The 23,730-nt window shown below is 36.3% G+C and carries 16 protein-coding genes and 2 pseudogenes; 8 read left to right on the forward strand and 10 right to left on the reverse strand.

The annotated features are described in order from the left end of the window. Window positions 1–10: 10 nt before the first annotated feature. From ppk1 to LEP1GSC049_RS212435, 3 genes are all read right to left on the reverse strand, one after another. Window positions 11–2,149, reverse strand: a complete 2,139-nt coding sequence (gene ppk1, locus LEP1GSC049_RS212445; RefSeq protein ID WP_004770285.1) for a polyphosphate kinase 1 — start codon at window positions 2,147–2,149, stop codon at window positions 11–13. Window positions 2,150–3,125: 976 nt separating this feature from the next. Then, window positions 3,126–4,325 carry a M23 family metallopeptidase gene (locus LEP1GSC049_RS212440; protein WP_004762389.1) on the reverse strand — a complete coding sequence of 400 codons (1,200 nt, stop codon included), beginning with the start codon at window positions 4,323–4,325 and terminating at the stop codon, window positions 3,126–3,128. Window positions 4,326–5,225: 900 nt separating this feature from the next. Further along, on the reverse strand, window positions 5,226–5,942 hold the full coding sequence (locus LEP1GSC049_RS212435; protein WP_004752902.1) for an MIP/aquaporin family protein: 717 nt from the start codon (window positions 5,940–5,942) through the stop codon (window positions 5,226–5,228). A gap of 568 nt (window positions 5,943–6,510) precedes the next feature. On the opposite strand from LEP1GSC049_RS212435, the gene fliD reads away from it, so the two are divergent. Both fliD and LEP1GSC049_RS212425 read left to right on the forward strand, forming a co-directional pair. Beyond that, a complete protein-coding gene (gene fliD, locus LEP1GSC049_RS212430) occupies window positions 6,511–8,430 on the forward strand; it encodes a flagellar filament capping protein FliD (RefSeq protein WP_004752876.1) in 1,920 nt (639 codons plus the stop codon). Window positions 8,431–8,447: 17 nt separating this feature from the next. Further along, window positions 8,448–9,404, forward strand: coding sequence for a hypothetical protein (locus tag LEP1GSC049_RS212425; RefSeq protein ID WP_004753065.1), 957 nt, complete (start codon window positions 8,448–8,450; stop codon window positions 9,402–9,404). 266 nt (window positions 9,405–9,670) lie between these two features. Here the strand turns inward: LEP1GSC049_RS212425 and LEP1GSC049_RS2000000228830 are convergent. The 4 genes and pseudogenes from LEP1GSC049_RS2000000228830 to LEP1GSC049_RS212410 form a co-directional block, all read right to left on the reverse strand. Further along, a pseudogene (locus LEP1GSC049_RS2000000228830) lies at window positions 9,671–9,881 on the reverse strand (hypothetical protein). 304 nt (window positions 9,882–10,185) lie between these two features. Continuing rightward, window positions 10,186–11,961 carry a SpoIIE family protein phosphatase gene (locus LEP1GSC049_RS212420; RefSeq protein ID WP_004753187.1) on the reverse strand — a complete coding sequence of 592 codons (1,776 nt, stop codon included), beginning with the start codon at window positions 11,959–11,961 and terminating at the stop codon, window positions 10,186–10,188. A 3-nt stretch (window positions 11,962–11,964) separates the two neighbouring features. Beyond that, the gene (locus tag LEP1GSC049_RS212415; protein ID WP_004761234.1) at window positions 11,965–13,752 is read right to left on the reverse strand and encodes a SpoIIE family protein phosphatase; all 1,788 of its coding nucleotides are present in this window, start codon (window positions 13,750–13,752) and stop codon (window positions 11,965–11,967) included. A gap of 94 nt (window positions 13,753–13,846) precedes the next feature. After that, window positions 13,847–14,803: a bifunctional riboflavin kinase/FAD synthetase gene (locus tag LEP1GSC049_RS212410; protein ID WP_004753252.1), complete on the reverse strand. Its 957-nt coding sequence runs from the start codon at window positions 14,801–14,803 to the stop codon at window positions 13,847–13,849. Between the two features lie 31 nt (window positions 14,804–14,834). Between LEP1GSC049_RS212410 and LEP1GSC049_RS212405 the strand changes: the two genes are divergently transcribed. Continuing rightward, window positions 14,835–15,461 (forward strand): LIC10729 family protein, encoded by a 627-nt coding sequence (locus LEP1GSC049_RS212405; protein WP_004753054.1) that lies wholly within the window; start codon window positions 14,835–14,837, stop codon window positions 15,459–15,461. Window positions 15,462–15,514: 53 nt separating this feature from the next. Here the strand turns inward: LEP1GSC049_RS212405 and LEP1GSC049_RS212400 are convergent, their stop codons facing one another. Further along, window positions 15,515–15,994: an LIC_10730 family protein gene (locus tag LEP1GSC049_RS212400; protein ID WP_016560976.1), complete on the reverse strand. Its 480-nt coding sequence runs from the start codon at window positions 15,992–15,994 to the stop codon at window positions 15,515–15,517. A 185-nt stretch (window positions 15,995–16,179) separates the two neighbouring features. Here LEP1GSC049_RS212400 and LEP1GSC049_RS212395 point away from each other — a divergent pair, with 185 nt between their 5' ends. From LEP1GSC049_RS212395 to LEP1GSC049_RS212380, 5 genes and pseudogenes are all read left to right on the forward strand, one after another. After that, window positions 16,180–17,391 (forward strand): serine hydrolase domain-containing protein, encoded by a 1,212-nt coding sequence (locus LEP1GSC049_RS212395; protein WP_004753050.1) that lies wholly within the window; start codon window positions 16,180–16,182, stop codon window positions 17,389–17,391. A 766-nt stretch (window positions 17,392–18,157) separates the two neighbouring features. After that, a pseudogene (locus LEP1GSC049_RS2000000229290) lies at window positions 18,158–18,345 on the forward strand (hypothetical protein). A 357-nt stretch (window positions 18,346–18,702) separates the two neighbouring features. After that, entirely contained in the window at window positions 18,703–19,182 is a 480-nt protein-coding gene (bcp, locus tag LEP1GSC049_RS212390; protein WP_004753241.1) for a thioredoxin-dependent thiol peroxidase, read from the forward strand. Further along, entirely contained in the window at window positions 19,179–20,666 is a 1,488-nt protein-coding gene (locus LEP1GSC049_RS212385) for a leucyl aminopeptidase family protein (RefSeq protein WP_004756898.1), read from the forward strand. Before bcp ends, LEP1GSC049_RS212385 begins: the two co-directional genes overlap by 4 nt. 492 nt (window positions 20,667–21,158) lie before the next feature. Further along, window positions 21,159–21,977: a DUF4846 domain-containing protein gene (locus LEP1GSC049_RS212380; RefSeq protein ID WP_025175880.1), complete on the forward strand. Its 819-nt coding sequence runs from the start codon at window positions 21,159–21,161 to the stop codon at window positions 21,975–21,977. 731 nt (window positions 21,978–22,708) lie between these two features. Here the strand turns inward: LEP1GSC049_RS212380 and LEP1GSC049_RS212375 are convergent. Both LEP1GSC049_RS212375 and LEP1GSC049_RS212370 read right to left on the reverse strand, forming a co-directional pair. Then, a complete protein-coding gene (locus LEP1GSC049_RS212375; protein WP_004757070.1) occupies window positions 22,709–23,215 on the reverse strand; it encodes a hypothetical protein in 507 nt (168 codons plus the stop codon). Beyond that, a complete protein-coding gene (locus LEP1GSC049_RS212370) occupies window positions 23,205–23,672 on the reverse strand; it encodes a RidA family protein (RefSeq protein ID WP_004752984.1) in 468 nt (155 codons plus the stop codon). Before LEP1GSC049_RS212370 ends, LEP1GSC049_RS212375 begins: the two co-directional genes overlap by 11 nt. Window positions 23,673–23,730 lie beyond the last annotated feature (58 nt).

Genomic DNA, 23,730 nt, shown 5'->3' on the forward strand with positions numbered 1-23,730 from the left:
TTTTAAAGTTTTATTCCGCAAATGTCATTCTTTCGATTTGAGAATCCACGGGTTTTTCATCTTTTTCTAATATTTTCTTTATGTAATGTCCGTCCGGACGCAAAAATCTAGCCTTTACGTTGTCTCGTAACTGTACGTCTAAAATTTTTTTGATTCGTTCCTTATTTTTACTTTCTACGATTGGAAAAAGAACTTCGATTCTTCTTTCGAAATTTCTAGGCATACAATCCGCGGACGCAAGAAAAATAGATTCAAAACCTCCGGAATGAAAATAATAAATCCTGGTATGTTCCAAAAATCTTCCGACAATCGATAACACGGTAATGTTTTCAGAAATCCCTTTTAGTCCCGGTTTAAGACAACAGATTCCCCGGATGATCAGGTCCACTTTGACTCCGGCTTGGCTTGCCTTATATAAGGAAAGTATAATATGTGGATCTACGAGTGAATTCATTTTAAAAATGATCCTTGCCGGTTTTCCTGAAAGTGCGTTTTCTTTTTCTTTATCGATGAGAGAAAGGAAGGTAGATTTTAGATTGTGCGGAGAAGCAGATAAAAGGTTCAGAGTTGGCATCTTAGCGTAACTAGTGATCGTGTTAAAAATTGTGGCTACGTCTTCCGTGATCTGTTTATTTACCGTAAAAAAACTGAGGTCGGTGTAATATTTGGATGTGGTAGAATTATAATTGCCTGTTCCAAGATGCACATAACGCACAAGATGATCGTCTTCCTTTCGAACGATCATAAGCATTTTACAATGAATTTTTAATCCGACTACTCCATAAACCACGTGAACTCCTCTCGCTTCGAGTTTTTGAGCCCACTTGATATTTCTTTCTTCATCAAAACGAGCTTTGAGTTCTACAAGAACGGTTACTTGTTTTCCGTTTTCAGCAGCTTCTCCTAAATATTGTATGATAGGAGAATCCCCGCTTGTACGATAGAGTGTCATCTTGATTCCTAAAACTTTAGGATCTTCGGAAGAGATTCGAAGTAAATCTTCAATGGCAGAAAAGGATTGGTATGGATGATGGAGTAGTCTATCTTTCTTTTTGATCGCTTCGAAAATTTTTTCTGGGGTTTCGAACTTGAGAGTGGTCTTTTGTTGGAAAAATGGATATTTGAGTTTGGACGTATGATCCAATCCGTAAAAAAACATTGCATCGTTTATATTCAAGATGGAGGCAACGTCGAATACTTCGTTATCTTGTAATTCTAAAAGTTCTCTTAGGGTGTTTTTGATAAAAGGGGAGGTGCCTTGGTGTATATCCATTCGAACCGCGTCTCCCCAGATTCGGTTTCTAAGTTCGTCTTTCATTGTAATGAGTAGGTCTTTGACAGATTTTTCTTCGTCGATGGATATGTCTGCGTCTCTTATGATTCTAAACGGATAAATTTCTCTTACGGTCATTCCGTAAAAAAGATCATCTACGTGCAGTTTGATGATTTCTTCCAATGGAAAAAATCTTCTTTCCTCCCCTTTTCCTTTGAGTTGCAAAAATCTAGGAAGTACGGAAGGCACTTGTACTACCGCGAATAAATCTTTTTTTCCTCCGGTTTTTTCGTCGTCCGTGCTTAATACCATCGCGAGATTTAAGGATTTGTTAAGTATGTGCGGGAAAGGGTGGGCCGTATCGATTGCAAGAGGAGTAAGGATCGGAGATACGTCTTCCTGATAATAGTTTTGAATTTGTTTAATTTCTTCTATTGTTAGTTCTTCTGGATTGAGTATTAGATGAATCCCTGCTACTTTCAATTCTTCTAATGTTTTAGAAAAGGTTTCGTATTCTTCCCTTACGAAGGCTCTGACTTTATCTGATAAGTCGGATAAAATTTCAGAAGCGCTGTCTCCGTTTAAACTTCTTTCGTCGTTTCCTTCCTTGACTAGATTACGAAGTCCGGCGACTCGAACCATATAAAATTCGTCTAAATTGGTTTCGGTTATACTTAAGAATTTCAGTCTTTCCAAAAGCGGATTTTCGGAATCCTGGGCTTCTTCCAATACTCGCCGATTGAAATCGATCCAAGAAAGCTCCCGGTCAAAAAATATATTCGGATTATTTAAATGAATTTCCGGTTGGTTCCCGTTGGAGGATTCGTTTTGATTTGTTGTTGTCGGAGTTTGACCTTGTGCTTTGGGTTTTGACATTCGATACCTGAAAATTTTCAAAAATCCCGGAGTTTTTCAAGTTTTGTCGGGAGATTTCTATTCCTGTTTAAACCCGCTTGATCGGGAGTCAATACTAAGAATCATTTCGATAAACTTCCTTTTATATTAGACGGAAAGAGACATAGAATTTAGGATTTGTGGTAGTTCCCACAGAAATTGCTTAGTTCCGACTTTTGGTCGTCCAATTTCAGAGATTAGTCCTATTTTGAAATTAAGAATAGTTGCTTATTTCATGAGCTTGGATTCGATTTAAGGAATTGCTTATGAAGGTTCATTTTACCGTAAAATAACGTGAGTTCGACATAAGAAAACCAGGGCGAATCCGGCTTGCCATAGGCAGCCGGCCGGGCTCTTTAGCTCTGGTCAATAAATTGCATACAGGAAACATAATACAACAATCGTCTTTAGATTCAATTTAAAACGCGATCTGTCGAGCGCAAATAGAAGCGAGACGCTTTAGTTTGAGAGAGCGTTTTGCTTTAGTTACTTCGAACGCATCGATCCCTTTCGCGTTACGCCCTGCTCACGTTAAAATATAGATTTGTGAGAGTTCCCACAGATTAAGTCGCATTACAAATTTTCAAACATTCATTTTTTGTGATTTGAGTCTGGTAAGTTCCGATCTATTTCGCGTCATACAGAATTCACGTTTTTTAGGAGACTCTAGCAGACTTCCAAATGTGCGATTTTTGTAGGAACTCCAGCAATTTACTGATCCCTATAAAAATAAGTACCGTTAATTCTATCACAAAATGCTGATTCTATGTAAAATATTAGGTACTTTATTATATAGTTATGAGTAGTATGCAGAGTTACACAAATAGAATACTCCAAAATTCCACCTAACAAGAATTTGTTTCTACGGGATTGTCAGAAGTCATAGAATCTCTAATGTTTTGTTTCGCGATAGTATTTTGGGATCAAAATTTAGTATTCGTAAAATTCTACTTGTTTGTTATCTTTCAACGAACCAGGTTTTAAGAATTTCAATATCGTTGATCACTTGAATTCTATAATTACCGGTCATCTGTTCTGGGAATAAATTCCAGTCGAGGTAAAATATCGAAGATTTCCATTCGGGTTGAAGAATCCAATCGATTCTTTTACAAACAAAATTCGGATTACATACTTCCACCTTTAAATCATATTTTCCTGGTTTTTTCACTTCGAGCGCGAGAATCGGTCGTTTTTGAGGATTAAACTTTTCTTCGCAGTCCAAGAGTTTTTTTTGAACGAGATCAGAACAAATCTTTAGATCTTCTTCAAAGAAAATTTTTCCAGCAGGTAGAACTTTAGAGGGATTCCAATAAACGGTTCCGGTTTTTAGTTCGCCTAACACTCCTTCGTCGGTCTCAAAGGAAGTAGGAAAAGATTCTAAGGTTTGAAAGTCAATCGATGGCCTTAAAACGTGAAAGTGCAAGTGAGGGGCGCTGCTAAAACCTGTGTTTCCGGAAAGAGCAATTTTGTCCCCGGTCTGAATGATTTGTCCGATCTGAACAAATACACCTTTATATTTTAAGTGAGCATATTCTGCTATACTTCCGTCTTTATGAAGAACTTGGATGAAGTTCGCTTTATCTTTGAAGGATGGATGAATTCCGCCGGATTGATATTTATCTTCTTTGGCGATTACAAGACCACCCCTTGCTGCTAGAACAGAACTTCCCTCCGGAAGAACAAAATCGAGTGCGTAGGGAATTGTTCCGGCATGGGTAAACTTCCCTTTGTAACCTTGTCCGACTCTGGAAGTGGATTCGAAAGGTAAACGATAAGGAACAATATTTTCTTTAGAGGTGTTGTTGTCTCCTGCTCTTACGTAAATTTGAGAACTGTAAGAACTTGATTTATAAATGTCGATTGGACTAATCGTAAGAATCTTTTTCGGTTCCGAACTACCTCTGGAAATAAAACGATAAGGAAGAGTAACGTCGGATTCAAAATTTTCTAAACTAGTAAAGTAGAAGTTCACTGAGAATGGATATTCTCCGGAAGGAGTCCGGTTTTGAACGTAGAATTCTATTTTATTATTTTCATTTCGTGTAAGAATACAGATCCATTCTTTGGGTTTGCATTCTCCTTTTAAATCCGGAATATCCGCAAATAGATTATAAGAAGTGAATGAAATAAAAATAGAAATGAAAATGATGTTTTGCATCTCGTTTCATCTTTTTCTAAAAAACATAAGAACCTGTCCCAAAACCTGCAACTTGATCTTTCTGATAAAGAGAATTAGATTTTGGGATGCGCTGTAAATTAAAAAATAAGTTTTTTACTACTATTCATAGTTCATTTGATTTTTACCATTCGGGTGCATAAAAATAATTCTATCATGAGCTTGTTTCAAAAGTTAGAATATTCAACCTACTTTAAAAACGGCCAACATTTTCAAATTAGACCCAATTTTTGAGAATTTCCGTATTTTTGTAGAATTTGACGGTTCGTTTCGGATACACATTTTCATGTGTCTGAGTAGTCAACTTTTGCATTTGTAAGATTTTATTCTTCATTAGAGTTATTGAAAATTCTATAATTTTCTATTACTCAGAATTATATAATAGAGTTGTTGAAAAATTCCATAGTGGCGTTTAACAAAACTATTTCAATTGCTCGTTTCCATGAAATAGAAACAGATGGAGAATTCATTTTTCAACAACTATATTAGGAATTATTAATAAATAGGAAAGACATTCATTAACATAAGAAAATTTTTCTAAAAGTAATAGCTCCTACAATTTTAGAATTTGTTTGTAAAATCGTGATTTGCAGTAGTTCCTACATCATTTTACAGACAAACCTAAGTTTTGTGGTAATTCCCGCATCTCAAAGTTTTACTGTAAAATATGGATTTGTGATAGTTCCCACAGATTAAGTCACATAATAAATTTTTAAACATTCATTTTTTATGGAAAAATCAGGTTTTTATAAACACCTTACGCCTGCTCACGTTAATTAGAGTTGTTGAAAAAATCTAATAATTCTGAAAAAATTATATTCGTTTTCAAAAAAGATTGTTTTGGAACCGTATCTAAACATTAAAATATTATTCTTTATTATATTATAAAAATCGAATTAATATACCCGCGAAAGCTGCCCCGCTTAAGGGAGCGATTACTGGCAACCAAGCATATTTCCAATTAGAAGTTCCTTTCCCTACTATGGGTAAAATAAAATGTGCAAGTCTTGGTCCTAAATCTCTTGCCGGATTGATAGCATAACCGGTCGTTCCTCCCATAGAAAGTCCGATACTCCAAACAAGAATCCCTACTAAGAAAGTTCCAAAGTGAGCGCTTAAACCTTGTATTTTTGGGGAGAAAATGGAGACGATTCCTAAGATGAGTATGAAGGTTCCTAAAAATTCGCTGAAAAAATTGTAAACGTTATGCGAAATTGCTGGTTCGGTGGAGAATACAGCTAGTATTTTTCCTGGATCTTTGGTCTCTTTCCAATGTGGTAGATAATGCAGATAATTGAAGACGGCTCCTAAAAACGCTCCCGCAATTTGTGCAGGGATATAATATATCAATTTAGTGTAATCTCCGGATTGGATCGCAAACGCAAGCGTCACGGCGGGATTGAGATGTGCGTCTAAACTTCCAAATGCGTTGGAAACGAAAACTCCGATCATCACCGCAAAGGCCCAACCTGCTGTAATTACGATCCAGCCTCCATCTTTGGATTTACTTCTTTCAAGTAAAACCCCGGCCACAACTCCGTTTCCTAAAAGGATCAATACGAAAGTTCCTAAAAATTCTCCTAAAATAGGCGATCCCATCATTCCTCCGTAAACCATAATTATCGAAACTAAAACCACAGACAAGGTTCTGAAATTCTATTTTTACTCAACAAAAATACCCAAATGGACTACCTAAAAGATTTTATAAGAGGTTGGAGAGACCGAGAACTTTGCTTCAAAACTTTCAATGTAGGAACTGATACATCGCGAATAAGCTTTTCTAAAACAAAAATTGCTTAAAAAAGAGACATAATTTGTAGGAACTCATACGAAAATTTACCAATGAAAAAACGGCTCAAAACGGTAAATCACAGAATGTAACAGTTTTTGTGGGAACTCCCTGCTACAGAAAGTTGTTCAAAAAGTATGGTTGAGACTAAATCCGTGGGAACTACTGCAAATTTGAAATTTTACGTTGAAATTTTGAAATGTGGGAACTATTGCATTTTATTAGAAACTTCTAAAAAATACCTTTCGAAGTATTGGGACAAACTTTTGATAAACGATCCGAAAATTTGCAGTATTGTACTCGAGTTCCTACATTGAATTTTTTCAATTTCCCTTATCTTTTTTCTGAATCGACCGATTAAGAATGTAGGAGGACAAGATGCCCGCGTTTACAATTCCAGGACTCAGCTCCGGACAAGATACGAATTTAATTGTAAAAAAATTAGTGGAATTGGAAGCAAAACCAATCCGCAGACTTGAACAACAAAATTCGTTTAACAAAGCTCAGTCGAAAGCGTGGAGCGACCTCAAAACAGTAACAACTGATCTACAAGAAAAAACGAGAGCACTCATTTCTTTTACGGCTCCATTTGCGATGAAAAGTATCGTTTCCGAACCAGAAGGAATTATTAGTGGAGACGCTTCTCGTTCTGCAAGTTCCGGTAAACGTAGAATTGAAATTAAAGAACTTGCAACCTCCCACCAAATCTCAGGAGAAAAGACGGACGTAAATAAACAGATTCCCGCCGGAAAATTTAAAATCTTTTCCGGAGATTCCGAAAAAGAAATAGAATTTTCAGGAGGAACAATCCGAGATCTTGCTTCCTCGATCAAAGTTTCTGCAGCAGGACTTGTAAACACCGGACTTGTCAAAGTAGACGGAGATAATTACGTTCTTACTCTAACGGCGACTTTTTCCGGAAAAGATCGTAAACTGAAGTTCGAAGATTCAAATGGAGTTTTACAAGCAGCCAATCTTGTAGGCGCGACCGAACCCGCAGATCCTCCTAAAGAACTGAATCTTCTTCCCGAGGCGGATCAGATCCAAGTTTTTCAACCTGAAAAATACGGAATCCCTTCCGATTCTAAACCCGTTTTTAAAGAGGAAAACGGTAAGAGGTGGATGGAAATTGCGAGCGTTGCTTCATTTCAATTTGGAATTCCTACTACCGAGTTTAAAAAGAATACAAAAATTGAACTTGCTACTTCTACCGAATTTGCACCGGAAGAGAAATTAGAATTAGGAATTCTTTATAAAGAAAACGATAAAGAAAAAATGATCTTTGAAACCGCTTCCAAAGAAAACGGAAAAGTGATTCTCAATTTGAAAAACTTTCCCTCGGGCCAAAAGGTTCATAAAATACTTTTAGCGAATTCAAGCGGTAAAACGATTACATTAGATTCTTTTCATATAATAATTCCAGGAGAATTTAGAGGAGCTAAACCTTCCAAAGAAATCGCCGAGGCCAAGGACGCGGTTTTTTTAGTAGATGGGATCGAAGTCAATCGTCCTAAAAACGAAGGACTTACAGACGTTTTAGATGGGGTTTCGCTCAATCTTCATAAAAAAACAGAAGGACCCGTAAACATAGATATAAAAACGGATTCCGATAAGGGTATCGAGATGATTAAGGAGTTCGTAGCCGCTTATAACACTGTATTAAAATTTTCTAAAGAATCTACCGCCGTGGATAAGAATGCTACCGTTCAGGACGGAAAGGAAGAGGGTGGAGAAATTGGACAAAGTTTTTGGGAAGGAAAAACAAAAACGGGACTTTTATCCGGAGAACATACAGTAATTCGATTGATCGCCGGAATGAAAACGATTGCAAGTTCGTCCTATCCGGTAAGCGGAGAAAATTCTGTCAGAATGTTAAGCGACATAGGGATTAACACCGGTAAGGTGGGAAGTAAATGGGCCGATATACAAGACGGTTTTTTGATCTTGGACGAAGACAAATTACGTTCTAAACTTGCAGAAAATCCTGATTCCGTCAGAAATCTTTTTGCGATCGATACAAATTCGGATGCGAGGATGGATACCGGAGTCGGAGTGGATTTATTAGAACATATTAAACCTTACACCCAGTATGCGGGAGGACTTGTTTCTGGAAAAGTGAAAATGCTCGAAGAACAGGTCGCTGATAACAACAAAAAGATTAAGGAATTTGAAAATCATCTTGTAAGTTACGAGAAAAAATTGAAATCCAAGTTTCTTTATATGGAACAAGGAGTCGGTAAGAACAAGGCTGTAGGCGCTTATTTAAACAACAATTTAAAAGGTGCTAAAAACGAGTGATAGAGTAGGAGAATGAAATGGAAATTTATATCAACGAACATCTCATAGATAGTTCTCTTGAAAACGAAAAGAAGTTAGGCGAAGTTTTTGGTGAAGTCAACAAATGGGTCGAATCAAAAGGTAAATATCTTCTAAGCTGCACCGTAGACGGAGTAGAGTTTCAAACTTCTATCATGAACGATCAAGAAATAGAATCGGTCGCCAAGATGGAATTTTTTGTGGGAGAAGAAATGGATTTTCTAGTTTCCACATTAACCGAATTGGATTTATACGTGGATAAGGTCGGTTCTACTTTATTTGGAAGAGATTCTTTGACCGAAAAAGAATCCGGAGAATTATCGGACGGAATCAAATGGATCGGTAGCGTTTTAGATTCTGCTTCTAACTTATTACACCTCAAACTAGATCAGATCAAACCGATGGGAACCGGAAATACGGTATCACAAATCCTAAACGAAATTTCGTCTAACTGTGGTAGTTTAGATAACACGGAAACTATAGAAAACTTTTTAGAACATCTAAGAGACCTGAAACTTTTTATCATGGATCTGATTGCTCGAACTCAAGTTCTAGATCTAGATCTGCCAACTCTAAAAGAAATTTTGAATACGTTTATAGAGAACATAGGGGGACTCAAAGAGGCTTTTGTAAAAGTAAACGAATCTTATCAATCCGGCAAGGACGAAGTAGCAATCGAACTATTGACTCAATCCATTTCGCAAATTAATGTGTTATTGACTTCGTTTATTACTTTGAAATTGAAAAAGCCGGATCTGGATTTTTCAGAGATTGAAATTGACGGAATCGGTTTCGAAGAAAAAACCGGAGAATTAAATGAGATTTTGGCTTCGATCGCGGTTGCTCTGGAAGAGAAAGATATTATCCGCGCAGGAGATTCAATCGAGTATGAACTTCCTGGAACGTTAGACGAAATACTTCCGTTTTTAAAATTGATCCGAGAAAAAATTTCTTAAAACATTTATTGGATTGGGTTCTTTATTATGCAGCTTTGAGTAATATTTTGTAGTAATGATTTACTCACGGTATTCAATCTTATAGGCATCTATAAAGCCAAAGTATATTCCATTTTTATAATCATAGAGGCCATTTTTTTAATAACTCTTTGACTTGATTTTATGATGCGGAACATTCCGGAAAAATGTTTAAACAAATTTCCGGAGAAAAATTTATAAAATCTTGAAACCTGCTCAGATTTAAAAGAAAAGCTAACCATTTTTGTTTAATGAATAATGAATGTTAATCTTACGTGAGTCAGGCGTAAGAACCTCATGATTCTGAAAAAAGTTGGGACCTGAACTTTATAGATCGATTTCTTAAATGTGGGAACTACTGCAAAATTTCGTTCGGAAAGTATGATTTAAAATCGCAAAAAAGATAAAAGAGACGTAATCTGCGGGAACTACCGCAAGACTTAGATTTGTCTGTAAAATGATGTGGGAACTCTCACAAATTACGATTTTACGAACAAGTTTTAAAATTGTAGGGACTCTACTTTTAGAAAATTCTTTCTTAAGCCTAACTCACATTAATCTACAAAAAAGTCGATTGAGTTCAAAAGTCGCCTAAGTTTTACGGTCAACATAGAGTTCTTTCTTTCTGAATTACTGGAGAGGATTTTTTTATGAAAAAGAAAAATCGTAGGTCCTGTTCTTTTCAAGGATTGAGGAATGTTTTTTTGATTAAACGACTTGGAGAATTAAGAAATAATAATATATAATATTATTATGATATTTATTAAAAAACTTCTAAACAAAAAATTGTAACGTCGTCTGAAATTTCTTCATTCCCGTAGGAACTGGAATATGAAAGAATCGAACGGATCATAGAATTTGTGTCCTCTCCGACCAAGGATCTGATTGCTTCGAGGAATTGATTTTGACTTAGGTGATTTCCTTCTCTGTTTTTAATCTGGAACAAACCGTCCGAATATAAAAGAATTCTGTCTCCCTTTTTTAGATAGAGTTCGTATTTTCGGAGATCGGGAGCGTGAGTTGTAAATAGAATTTCTCCCGAACCTTCTATTGGAATACAAGTTTTATTACGAATCAATAACGCACAATGATGTCCTCCATAAGTATATTCTAATTTTCTTTCGAATGGGATATATCTGATGTATACAGAGGAAAAAGAATGAAGTGTAACCGTATCTTTTAAAAGTTCGTGTATAAAAAGGAGGTTTTTGTCTGTGGAATCGCTTCTTTTGGTCGTCGCACCAAAAGCAATCGAGGTCATAGCGGCTACCATGGCCGCAGAGATTCCGTGTCCGGAAACGTCTCCAAAAAGTATGTGAAGACTTTCGTCTTTTTCTTTGATTACGTTTAAAATATCTCCACCTACTTTTACGTAAGGTTGAAAGTGGGAATAAATTTTATAATCCGAAGAATCCGGAAAGTTTCGAGTGGTAATCATTTGTTGGATATCTCTTGCAAGATCCAGATCTAATTCCAACCTATATAATAACTTTCTAATTTTTTCGAGGGAATCTTTTTTTTCGGTGATGTCTCTGAGTATATATACCTTTCCGTCGTTTTTTCCAGAAAGAGGAATAGGAGAAGAAGAAACTTCAAGATATTTATTTTCTACAATCTCGGACGAATGGTTTTCGATTTTTACGGTGAGATTGACAAATTCTTTTCTTTCAAAAAAGGAGTCGGAAGGAAATCCTTCCAGATAATTGTTTAGATCAAAATGTGATCCTGTCGATACGTTATCCGAAATTCCTAGCATTTTTTTTGCGGATAAATTACTAAAGATAAGATTTCCTTTGGAGGAAAGAAGGATCACTCCTTCTCTGATCTCTGCATAAAGTTGTAATGCGATATGTTCCAATTTGAGATCCATAAAACCGTATTTACTGATCGCTATAAAAATACAGATCGACTGGATGAGAGCCGAACTTCCGCTTAACGGGGGAAATGTGAGTGAAGAGTTCCAATATCTAGGAAGGAGTGTCGTAACAAAACTAATTAGATACGAAAAAATCGTTCCGTAGGCGACCAGTCTAAATTGTTTATTTAAAAGTGAATTGTGGGAGTGTAGTCCGTTAAAAATTAAAATCAAGGAACCGGCTAACATGGGAATTCCAGTTACTAAAATACTAATGGAAAGATATAAAGGACCGGCTTGAAGCATATCTCCCCAATAAGCGCGAATGGTTCCTTTAATAACCAAATCGGTGCTAATCGTTATGAGAAATGAAACTAAACAAAAACCTCTAAATAGATATATTAAAAATCGAAATGAAGAATTTGAAAATCGAACCGCAAATTCAAAGAATAGACAACCTATAAAAATCCAAGAAAAAGAAGACACTTTGAAAATGATTATAGGCCAATCACCTGGTAAGAAAGACCAATAAAGAATGAGAGAAATGTGCCAGATAAAAAGTATAAAAGAAAATCTTTGGTAGAGAGTAACCGTCTCAGATTTTCCTTTGAGTGCGCTTACATAGGCGAACAATGACCCGTTGATGATTAATGCTGAAAAAGGAATCAGAATATACGGGTTCATCTTTTAAAGAATCTCCAAAATCAAAATTGTTAAGTCGTCCGTAAGTTTTCCGTTATTAAAGTTGAGGGCAAGATCGATTGCGGTTTTGAGAATTCTGGATGGACTATAAATCGGCATTTCGTTCATTTTTTGTATGAAGTTTTCGTACCCGAATATTTCACCCGATGCGTTTCTAACTTCGAAAAGACAATCCGAATAGAGAAATACAATATCTCCTTTTTTAAACTGGAAGGTATAATTGTTTAATTCAGTTTCTGATGTAATCAAAAGAATTCTTCCCTCGCCTTCTAAGGGAATAATTTTGCCTTCTCTGAAAACTAAAATCGGATGATGTCCTGCATAAGAATATTCTAATATTTTTGTGTTCGGATCGAAAGAAAAATATACCGCGGAAACGTGGTGATTTAATACTACGTTTAAAAGTAAAGATTGTATTTTTTCCAACGCTTCCTTTGGGGTTGGATTTGTTTCCACTGCCAACTGAAAGGAAATAGAAAGCATTCCGGTAACCATAGCCGAAGAAATTCCGTGACCGGAAACGTCCGCAAAAAAGACGTCTAACTTACCGTCGGAACGTTGTAGGACTTTCAAAAAATCTCCGCCTACAAGTTCGAAAGGTTGAAAGTGAGAGTAAAATTTAAATTTAGGACTTTCCGGAAACTTGGTAGAAATCGCTGAGGTTTGAGCTATTTTCGCAATTTCTAAATCTTTATTAAATGTAGAATAGATACTTTCTATTTTTTCTCTGGATTCTATTTTTTCGCTGATGTCTCTTAAAATAAAAAGATGACCGTTTCCTTTTCCGGTTAGCAGTATGTTCGATCGAGTAAGTTCGATCCCTCTACAATCGGCGTTAAAAACCGGTTTGTATTCTTTAGAAAAATGATCCAGGTTTTCCTGATAGTCCTCTAAAAAATCGGAAGGAAAAAAGTGAGATGGAAGAAAATTAGAAATTCCTAATATTTTTATTGCCGATTCGTTTATAAAAAAAAGGGATCGATCTTGCTCTATCAAAATCATTCCGTCATGAATGTCTCGAAATAATTCTGTCGCCAATCCTTCTACGTTGATTTTTAAAAAACCGTATCTTGTAATCGCGATAAAAATCAGAAAGGATTGAACTAAAATTCCGATCGAAGTGAGAGGTGGAGATAACAATCTACCCTGGTCGTCTATTTGTATGACTTCGTAGTATAAACTCACTAAAATTGAAAATGTGGAACCGAATACTACTAGACCAATTTGTTTTTTCTGTTCACCTTCCGAAACCAAAAAAGATTTAATTAAAATTCCCAAACCTATAAAAGATGGAAGTAATATAAAAATGAGAATTACAAGATAATACGTAGGACTGGGTTCGTTTTCATTTCCCCAGTGATAGTGTATACTTCCATGGATGATCCAGTCTGTGGAAAGTGTGATCAAATATAAGATTGGAATTCCGATTCTGAAGAGCCAAAGAAGAATTCCTAAGGGAGAAGAATTAAAATCAGATCCTAATGAAGAACGACTTTTTGGATTTAAATTTTGAGAAAAGATACAAACAAATTCCAAATAAAACAAACCGGCTGGAAGCCAAGTGATAGAAAGAATCCTAAAAGCCCAAGTCGTCCAAGGTTCAAAAGGAGAGGCCCAATAGAATATATGAGTAAACAACCAGGTTTCTACAATGATCGTATAAAGTAAATAAGAACGAATGACAGGATTTTTGGTACGTCTTGCATATACGAAAGCTATAAACATAGCGTTCGCAACAAAAGAAGCCATTGGAAGGAAAAGATAATAGTTCATGCAAAAAAATGAATCTGAAAATTTTTACTCGCTTCAATATAAGGTGCGATTATAAATTTAAAACTATAATATTTACTAGCTACTTAAACTACACTTAAAAATGGGGCGAGTTTTTTTCAATTGTGGATTTTAGAATGTCTCTTGCTATGATTTCGTCTTGTTTGAGTTGAGAGATCAATGTTTCAACACTTGAAAATTTAATTTCATCTCTGACTTTTTCTTTAAAATAGATTCTCACGGTTTGGTCGTAGATGTTTTTTTGAAAGTCGAATATATGAGATTCTAAGGTCAACGAATTTATACCAAATGTAGGATTACGACCTATGTTGATCATTGAAGGATATTCAATTCCTTCTACCTGAGTAAGGCCCGCGTAGACACCAATACCTGGAAGTAAAATATCCGTGTTCGGTTTAACATTTGCAGTTGGGAATCCGATTTCCCTCCCTCGTTTGTGTCCGCCCACTACAATTCCGGATAAGGAATAACTACGATTTAAACAATGGGAGGCTTCTTTTACGTTACCTTCCGTTATCAATCTTCTTACATACGAACTGGAGAGTTTAGTATCATTTAAATATACCGGATCCACTTTTGCTACCGAGTATTTTAGTTTTTCTGAATATTCTTTTAAAAGTTCGTAATTACCTCTCCTCTGTTTTCCAAAACAATGGTTAAAGCCGATGATGATATTTTTAGCTTTTAATTGTTTAAGTAAAATCTCCTCTAAAAACGATTCCGCATTCATTTCCGCCAATTCGGTGTTAAATGGAAGAACGACTAAAAAATCAATTCCTTTTTGACGGATCCATTCTTCTTTATCTTCAAGGGACATCAGAATTTTCATTCCGGCCTTTTTCCCGAGAACAATCGCTGGATTTGGATCGTAGGTAACTACGCAGGAGGAGAGCCCTGTTGTTTGGGAAACTTTTAAAACCTGATCTAAAAGCGCTTGGTGCCCCAGATGGATTCCATCAAAATTTCCCAAAGTGACTACACAGGGGGAATGAATCGTTTTTCCGGCTTGTTCGATTGTATGGAATGTGATCAAATTCTTCCCGATCCTGTCGATACTAGAGTAGATGGTTTGGCACCGATTCATACTCGTTTTATTCTGTTTTACTTTTACCAATACGTGGTTTTTACAATCGAAAGAAAATCCGAAATTTAAAAAATTCATCAACTTTGATCATCAAGGAGAGGATGGGGAGCCGCTTCGAACGGAAGATTTTAGGACTTACTCCGAACTTTCCACTTGGGCGATTCATAACGGAATGCAATTGGAAAGGGATCGTCCTGACTTGGCTCCCGGTGCGGGAACGGGTATACTTCAAGATGGACTTTGTAGAATGATTCCGGAAGAAGGACTTAGTTTTTATTTGACCGCAGATCCATTCAGTAACGATCCGATTTATGTTCAAATGGATCTAACGCAGTTTACATATACTGAAAGACCGAAGGGAGTTAAGCCTAGAGAATTGAAAGTATATATGAACGGAGTTTTAAAGAAGACGATTCGATTTCCGGGGAATGATATGTATTCTTCTCAATTTCCTGTGAGGTTTCGTGTGGACCCAGGAGAGTTAATTCAAGGAAGAATGGAATTTAAATTGATTCCGAATGCGGGAGAAATTGGTCGTTTCTGGGGAATCTGGGATGTTTTATTTACATCTCGCGCCCATAGTAAGCGTGGAGATAGCGGGGAGTAATCGATGTTTGTTGCAAAACAATAATCGCCTAATCAACGTTTATTGAAAAGATCTTATTGAGGAAATGGAACTGGAGTAGAAGGAGTCGTACTAGTTTCTCCGGATAAAATTCTACTAGGTAGTTTGCAGAATTGATTACATCGATCCATACATTGTCTTTGTTTTGCGCTTCTATAACCTATAATTGGTAAGAAAATAGAAGTAAAAGGATACCATTCTTCCATGCAGTTTGCTTGACATTTAGAGAGAAGCTGAGTGCAGGCGTTTTCGTATGAGAATTTAGATTCTTGACCAACCAGTGTAAAACCTTCCGGAGAAAGTCCGATTCGTTTTTTTTCTTGGATCAGTTTTGCACGTTCCACTTGTGTAAGATTGGCTTCTTCTGCGGTGGGAAAGGCGTCCTGTGATGGTGCATTTTTTCCTTTTTTAGGATTGGGGGAATCCCAGTCGACTCGGACAAAACAATCCGTGATTACAATGGAGGCGCCAAAAAAGCAGATCAGAAAAAAACGAACAACGAATTTTGAATCCATCGTAAACTACAATCTCAATGAATAAATCTTTGCAAAAGATTAAAAAAAATCTACTTAAATCCTGGTTTGAAAGTTGTTTAAAGGTCCGTCGGTTTAAAAAAACGATGGGAAATAAATTTCAAAAATCGGAATACAAATGAAAAAGAATCGATTTCAATCTTTTATAAAAAAGGGTGAGTGTTAATATGAGAATTTTGTTTTTTCTGATCTGGGCGGGATGGTTTCTTTCCTGCACCAGCGCTGGGCGAGATGGGGAAGTGGCGCTTAAAACCGTTTCTCGTTCTTTTGCTCCGAAACAACTCAACAGAACTCCATTTGAAGGTTTTTCGGTCGCCTTACCGGAAGACGTCGGTTTAGATTCCGCTCCTTTACTTCGCTTATCAAAATCCATTCGAGAAGAAGGATTAGAGGTTCGTTCTCTTTTGATTTTAAAAGATGGAAAGTTGATCATGGAACGTTATGCGGGAGGTGTCACTAGAAATCACAATCATAGCGTTTATTCGGTCACAAAAACGGTTACTTCCACTTTACTTGGGATTTTGAATTTTGAAGGAGTTCTAAAAAACGTAGACGAACCGGTGATGGACTCACTTCGTTCCTTGGGAAATTTACCTTTTCCTTTACTGGAAGGAAAAGAATCTCTTCGTTTGAAAGATGTTCTACATATGGCTTCCGGAATGCGTTGGTCCGAATTTCCAGAACGAGAAGATATAAGAACGGCGGAAGATCCGCTCGTAATTGCTTTGTTACCCGAAGTGAAAGATAAACCAGGAACAAAGTTTGATTACAGTAATGGAGATTCGCAACTGGCAGCTGCGGTTTTGGAAAATAAGTCTGGATCTACACTACTTCAATTTGCAGAAAAAACCTTATTCTCTTGGTTGGATTTTAAAGATTACGAATGGTATACCTCTCCTTCGGGAAGACAGACCGCTGGTTTTGGTTTGAGATTAAGACCTGTGGATATGTTGAAACTAGGAATTTTATATCTGAACAACGGAAATTATAAAGGCAAAAAAATTCTCAAACCGGACTGGATCAGACAAGCGATCAAACCAGGTGCTTCCCAAAATTACGGTTATCAACTTTGGACGCATCAGTTTGAAGGTAAAAAAACTTTTATGGCCAATGGAAAGGGAAGTCAGTTCGTGTATGTGATTCCTCATAGAAGAATGGTAATTGTAGTCACTTCCGCGATTTGGGATCAACCCATCAATTTTCTTTTGGATAAAGTTCTCGAGAATGTAAAGGAGTCTTTGGATTCAAAAGATAAGAAAAAAATTCCTGAAAAAGAAACTCAGTTTTTAGAGGAAATACACGAAGCGTCTCTCACGATCGGGAACTCCGCTCTTTGGAAGGATTTAGATGAACCCCATTTAGTTCATCATAAAAATTAAATATTATAATATATTAGAGTTTTTGAAAAATTCCATAGTGAAAATTTAACAAAACGTTTCAATCGATCGTTTCCGTACAACGGAAACCGATGGAGAATTCATTTTTTAATAACTCTATTAAGTTTGCTTTTATTGTGTTTTTGAAGAAAAATATAAACGACTTTTATAAAGAATTTTTCCCAATATTTTGAAAGATAACAAACAAATAGAATTTTACGAATACTAAATTTTGATCCCAAAATACTATCTCGAAACAAAACATTAGAGATTCTATGACTTCTGACAATCCCGTTATAGACAAATCATTGTTAGGTGGAATTTTGGAGTATTCTATTTGTGTAACTCTGCATACTACTCATAACTATATAATAAAGTACCTAATATTTTACATAGAATCAGCATTTTGTGATAGAATTAACGGTACTTATTTTTATAGGGATCAGTAAATTGCTGGAGTTCCTACAAAAATCGCACATTTGGAAGTCTGCTAGAGTCTCCTAAAAAACGTGAATTCTGTATGACGCGAAATAGATCGGAACTTACCAGACTCAAATCACAAAAAATGAATGTTTGAAAATTTGTAATGCGACTTAATCTGTGGGAACTCTCACAAATCTATATTTTAACGTGAGCAGGGCGTAACGCGAAAGGGATCGATGCGTTCGAAGTAACTAAAGCAAAACGCTCTCTCAAACTAAAGCGTCTCGCTTCTATTTGCGCTCGACAGATCGCGTTTTAAATTGAATCTAAAGACGATTGTTGTATTATGTTTCCTGTATGCAATTTATTGACCAGAGCTAAAGAGCCCGGCCGGCTGCCTATGGCAAGCCGGATTCGCCCTGGTTTTCTTATGTCGAACTCACGTTATTTTACGGTAAAATGAACCTTCATAAGCAATTCCTTAAATCGAATCCAAGCTCATTAAATAAGCAACAATTCTTAATTTCAAAATAGGACTAATCTCTGAAATTGGACGACCAAAAGTCGGAACTAAGCAATTTCTATGGGAACTACTGCGATCATACCGATTGGAAGTAAAAAAATTCCAAAATTGGAGGAGTTCCCACATTTTAGAAGTTGATCTGAAAAGTTCAGATTCCAACTTTTTTAGAAAAATGAATCATGGATTTTTTACGCCCTGCTCACGTTAGGATTGTGACTTTTTTGAGATTGGGAACAACTTCTCGAGAATGGATTTTGCTAGTAAGGTCAGAGTTACGACCGCTTTGAAAAATGAGAATTTTTTTAGAACTATCTTGCAAGACTAACCGCTAAAAAAAGAATTCTAAGATAATTTAAAGAGGTATTTTCATGAGTGAACTCAAGACGGGGGCCAAAGCGCCTGGTTTTTCTGCGCTTAACGAAAAAGGTGAAAAGGTTCAACTTTCCGATTTGTCCGGACCAAAAGGAACTGTACTTTATTTTTATCCAAAGGATCAAACTCCAGGTTGTACGACCGAGGCCTGCGATTTTAGGGATAACTTTTCAAGGATCAAAAAAACAGGATTTAACGTGGTAGGGGTATCAAAAGACAGCGTGAAATCGCATCAGAAATTTATTGAAAAGCAGGAACTAAACTTCACGCTCATCTCGGACGAGGATGGAAAAATTTGCGAGGACTACGGAGTTTGGCAAATGAAAAAGTTCATGGGAAGGGAATTTATGGGAATCGTAAGAACAACATTCCTGATCGGAGTGGACGGAAAAATTCTGAAAGTATATCCTAAAGTCAGCGTGAAAGGACATGTAGATGAAATTCTTTCTGACATCAAAACATTGGAGAAAAAATGAAACTGGATAAAAATAAAATCCAAATCTCGATCGGAAAAAATCCTTCTAAGACGTTTTATAAATTACAACTTCTTTTAAAAGATCATTTTCCGGAAAATTTAAAGACGAAATTTTCTTTTCAAACTACTTCTGGAATTTTTACGGGAGAAAACGGACAAATTTTTACAGATGAAGTCGAAAAAATCATCTATTTAGGGTTAGGCGAAACTTCCAAAGTAAAAACCAGAGGAGTTGCGCAACACTTCTTTCAATTTGGAGAGAAACTTAAAAAATGGGAAAGTGTGGGTTTAGAAATTCATCTTCCAAAGATTTTAACTAACACACTTCCAGCGGACTTAGTAGTTTATCAAATTGTAAACTCTTTGGAACAAGGAGCTTACGCGATCAACGTTTTGGCAAAAGAATACAAAGAAAATTCCAAAAAAATGGGGAACGTTTCTTTTATACTTCAAGACGCAGCAAAGTTGAAAGAAGCAGAAAAAGGACTCAAACGAGGAAAGATTGTAAGTCGTTATATCAACGAAGTTCGTCATATCGCTCATCTTCCAGCAAACCATTTTACTCCGGAAGAATTTGTTTCCAGATCAAAAGAAATTGCAAAAGACAACGGACTTAAAATCACAGTCTTTGACGAACCTCAATTAAAAAAAGAAAAAATGGGGGGAATTCTTTCTGTTTGTGAAGGTTCGGATAAAAAAGCGAAGATGATTCTTTTAGAATATACTCCTGTAAAACCGGTTACGAAGAAAAAACTTGCGATCATCGGAAAAGGACTCACTTTTGATTCGGGTGGAATCAGCATTAAACCGGCTCAGGATATGCACGAAATGAAATACGATATGTGTGGAGCGGCTACGGCAATTCATGCAATCGGAGCGATCGCCGAACTAGGATTAGGTGTTTCTGTAATCGCTGCAATTGGAGTTGCGGAAAACATGCCTGACGCTGGAGCGATCAAACCGGGAGACGTATATACTGCACATAACGGAATCACTGTGGAAGTTCAAAATACGGACGCGGAAGGTCGTTTAGTTTTGGGAGACGTACTTTCTTATGTAGGAAAAAAATTCAAACCGGATTATATGTTGGATCTTGCGACTTTAACCGGAGCGATTATCATTTCTTTGGGGCACGAGGCCGCCGGAGTGATGAGTAATTCTGAGGTTCTTACAAGTCTATTAAAAGAAGCATCTGTTTCTTCGGATGAAAGAATTTGGGAAATGCCTCTTTGGGAAGAATATTCAGAAGACTTAAAAAGTGACATTGCAGACATTCGAAACGTGGCTGGAAGAGCCGGGGGTTCTTTGTCGGCGGCAAAGTTTTTGGAAAGATTTGTGGAACCGGGAATTGCTTGGGCACATATTGACATCGCAGGAACTGCTTGGAGAAAGAAAACTTCTGGAACTCAGATTGGTAACGGACCGACCGGATACGGAGTTCGACTTTTAGTAGATCTTGTTGAGAAGATCGGTAAAAAGAAATAGAAGGCCGCTCGTATATTAGATTTATATGTTTCTTTTGTCAAACGATTCCGCAGGATCATAAAGTTTTAACTTACAAATCAAACGCCTTCTTTTGTAAAACCCAAAAGTCTGGATCATATCAGGGAATATAAACCTTTGATCATTCGTCGTTTCGATTGTTGGCTCTGGAAGTCAATAGAACATTATAAATCTTTCATGTGTTACTCAGGGTCTGTCTCAAAACTTATCAAACGACCCGTAAGGTTGAGTCCCACAAAAATGTGGGAACTCATACGGAGATTATAATAACAAAAGAATGTTAAAAAACTATAAATCATTTGATACTGTGAGAACTACCACAGAACTTAAGTTTGTCTGTAAAAAGATGTGGGAACTTCCGCAAACCACGATTTTACAAATAATTCCTAAAATTGTAGGAACTCATACTTTTATAGAGAAAAAGAATAGGTTTAACACTTGATCGTTTTTATCCTTTTTAAAAAAGGAATCGTAATGAAATCTATTTTAACTTTTGTCAATCAATTCCAAAAACGAATTTTGACATCGATTCAATTTTTAAGATCTTTTATTCTAAAATTAGCTTCGATCGTTTTGGTTGTATTTGGCTTTTTTATTCCTGTTTTCAGTTGTGTGGATGCAGATACGATACCTTCTAAAGTGAATGAAATTGTACTTCCATTGGAAACTACACGGATTCGGTTTGAAAAAAATTCTTTTCCAGATTTTATACAAAATCTTCCGTTAAAATCGGATCGGACTCTTTGGACGTATAAAAAACAGAATATCATTCTACGTTATGATACAATTGCGGTTTTAGACCTTCCGCTTTTGTTTCAGAGTGATTTAGAACAATGCGCGGATTATACAATGCGTATATGGGCGGAATATCATAAACAAAAGAATCGTTTAAACCAGTTGTATCTTTTTGATTATAACGGAAAACAAAAGTTTTTTTCCAAAAGCGGACTTTCTTATTCTTCTTTTTTGAGGAAAATGTTTGCGTCTTCCAACTCGTATTCTCTTAAAAAAGGTGGGAAAATTATTTCGGAGAAGGATTTAAAACCGGGAGATCTTTTTGTTCAAAATGAGACTGGGGGAATCGGGCATGTTTCTATGATTTTAGATTTAACGGAAAATCGAAAAGGAGAAAGATTTTTTTTGATTGGATTCAGTTTTATGCCGGCTCAGGAAATGCATATTGAAAGAGCGCCTGAAAAATTTGGTTCTCGAGGTTGGTTTACCTATTCCGGTTTTCTTTCTCATCTGAAAGAATCGTATCCATATGGAAATTCTGTTTTAAGAAGATTTTAAATATGTAGTTTGTATTTTTATTGAATGTGTATTTTTAATATTATAATTTATTAATATAGTAAAAATACATTTTGAGGTATAGGTTGCACGCTCTGTTTATAACTATCAGTAGATCGGAGTTGTCAAAAAATTGATTCCTCATCTGTTTCCGTTGTATTGAAATGGGCGATTGCTAATATTCGCTCTGGAATTTTTAAACAACTTTATTGTTTAAAACGAGTATAACAAGTTCGTCGTCTCTGAAATGTGGGAACTACCACCACGATTGAAATGCAGAAAGTTTTTCAAAAAGCGCAATGAGACTAAATCTGTGGGAACTACTGCAAATTTAGAATTTTACGTTGAGGTTTTGAAATGTGGGAACTCCAGCATTTTATTAGAAACTTCTAAAGGATTATGCTTTTGGGACAAGCTTTTAGTAAAATGTGTGCGGTTTATCCCTATTTTAACGTGAGTTTGGCGTAAGGAAATTTTCTAAAAGTATGAGTCTCTACAATTTTAGAATTTATTCCTAAAATCGTAATTTGTAAGAGTTCCCACATCATTTTACAGATAAATCTAAGTTTTGTGGTAGTTCCCATATTTAAAAAATCGATTTGTAGAGTTCAGATTCCAACTTTCAAAATTATGAGTTTTTTACGTAGAACTCACGTTATTTTAAATTTCTAAAAGTTTTCATGAATGCTGATAAACTTTCAAAAAACGTAATGAACTTCTAGGTCGATACAAATTCAATCTTTTTCAAAAACAAGTTTTAAAGAAAATAAAGTAGTAAAACCCCACGCGCCCAAGAAGGCGTAAAATTTCCAACTGAATACGTAGTCTTCTGCGTTTAGAAAGTTCACAAAAAAAGATTCCGGAAAAAAAATACCGGCTAACGCACCTAAGCCGAGAAGAAATTGAACGCTCAAAAGAAATACATCCAACCAATGAGAACGCCAAAACGAACCGAAGAAAAAAACGCCCGCGGAAAGGAAAATAAAATAAAAGTTAGACGAAACCCTAAGTCCTTCTGTTTCTTCGCCGCCTAAATGGATCGTATATTCGATCCAAGTCGAAAGACTGAATAAAAGTTGAAAAGTAAGCGCAATGAAAAGACCTTTTTCAGAAACGGATTTTTCCTTCCAGAATTCTTGAAACCTTCCGGAAAAAGAAAGATAAAATGTAAGCCATTCTTTCAAAATCAGAGGAACCGAACGAAAACTCCATTGAATGTCTTTCCAAAGACTACGAAACATCTTCAACCTGAAAGGTCACTTCCACTTCTACGGGGGCATTCAAAGGAAGAGAAGAAACACCTACCGCAAAGCGTGCATGACGTCCCATTTCTCCAAACACCGAAAGAAAAAAGTTACTGCTGTGATTGGCAACTAAATGGTGTTCCGAAAAATTCGGACTAGAAGCTACAAAAACTCCGACTTTTATCACCTTTACGATTTTATCCGGACCACCACAAACTGCCGAAGCGGCTGCAATTGCGTTTAAGCTGGCTTGGATGGTGGCTTCTTTTACGTCTTCAATGAAAAGACCTTCACCCAATTTACCGGAAAGAATCAGCTGTCCTTCCTTAAGAGGGAGTTGACCGGAAGTGAAGACTAAATTTCCAGATCGGTTTGCTGGAATATACGCAGCGATTGCTTGAGGAGGAGGTGGAAGTTTATAACCAAGGGATTCGATTTTATTTGAGATATTCATTAATTTCTAAAGAATCGTAGGAGATCCTTCCAGAAAGATAGTATCCCTCGATTTTTCA

It is taken from the genome of Leptospira kirschneri serovar Cynopteri str. 3522 CT, assembly GCF_000243695.2.
Taxonomy (GTDB): Bacteria; Spirochaetota; Leptospiria; order Leptospirales; family Leptospiraceae; genus Leptospira; species Leptospira kirschneri.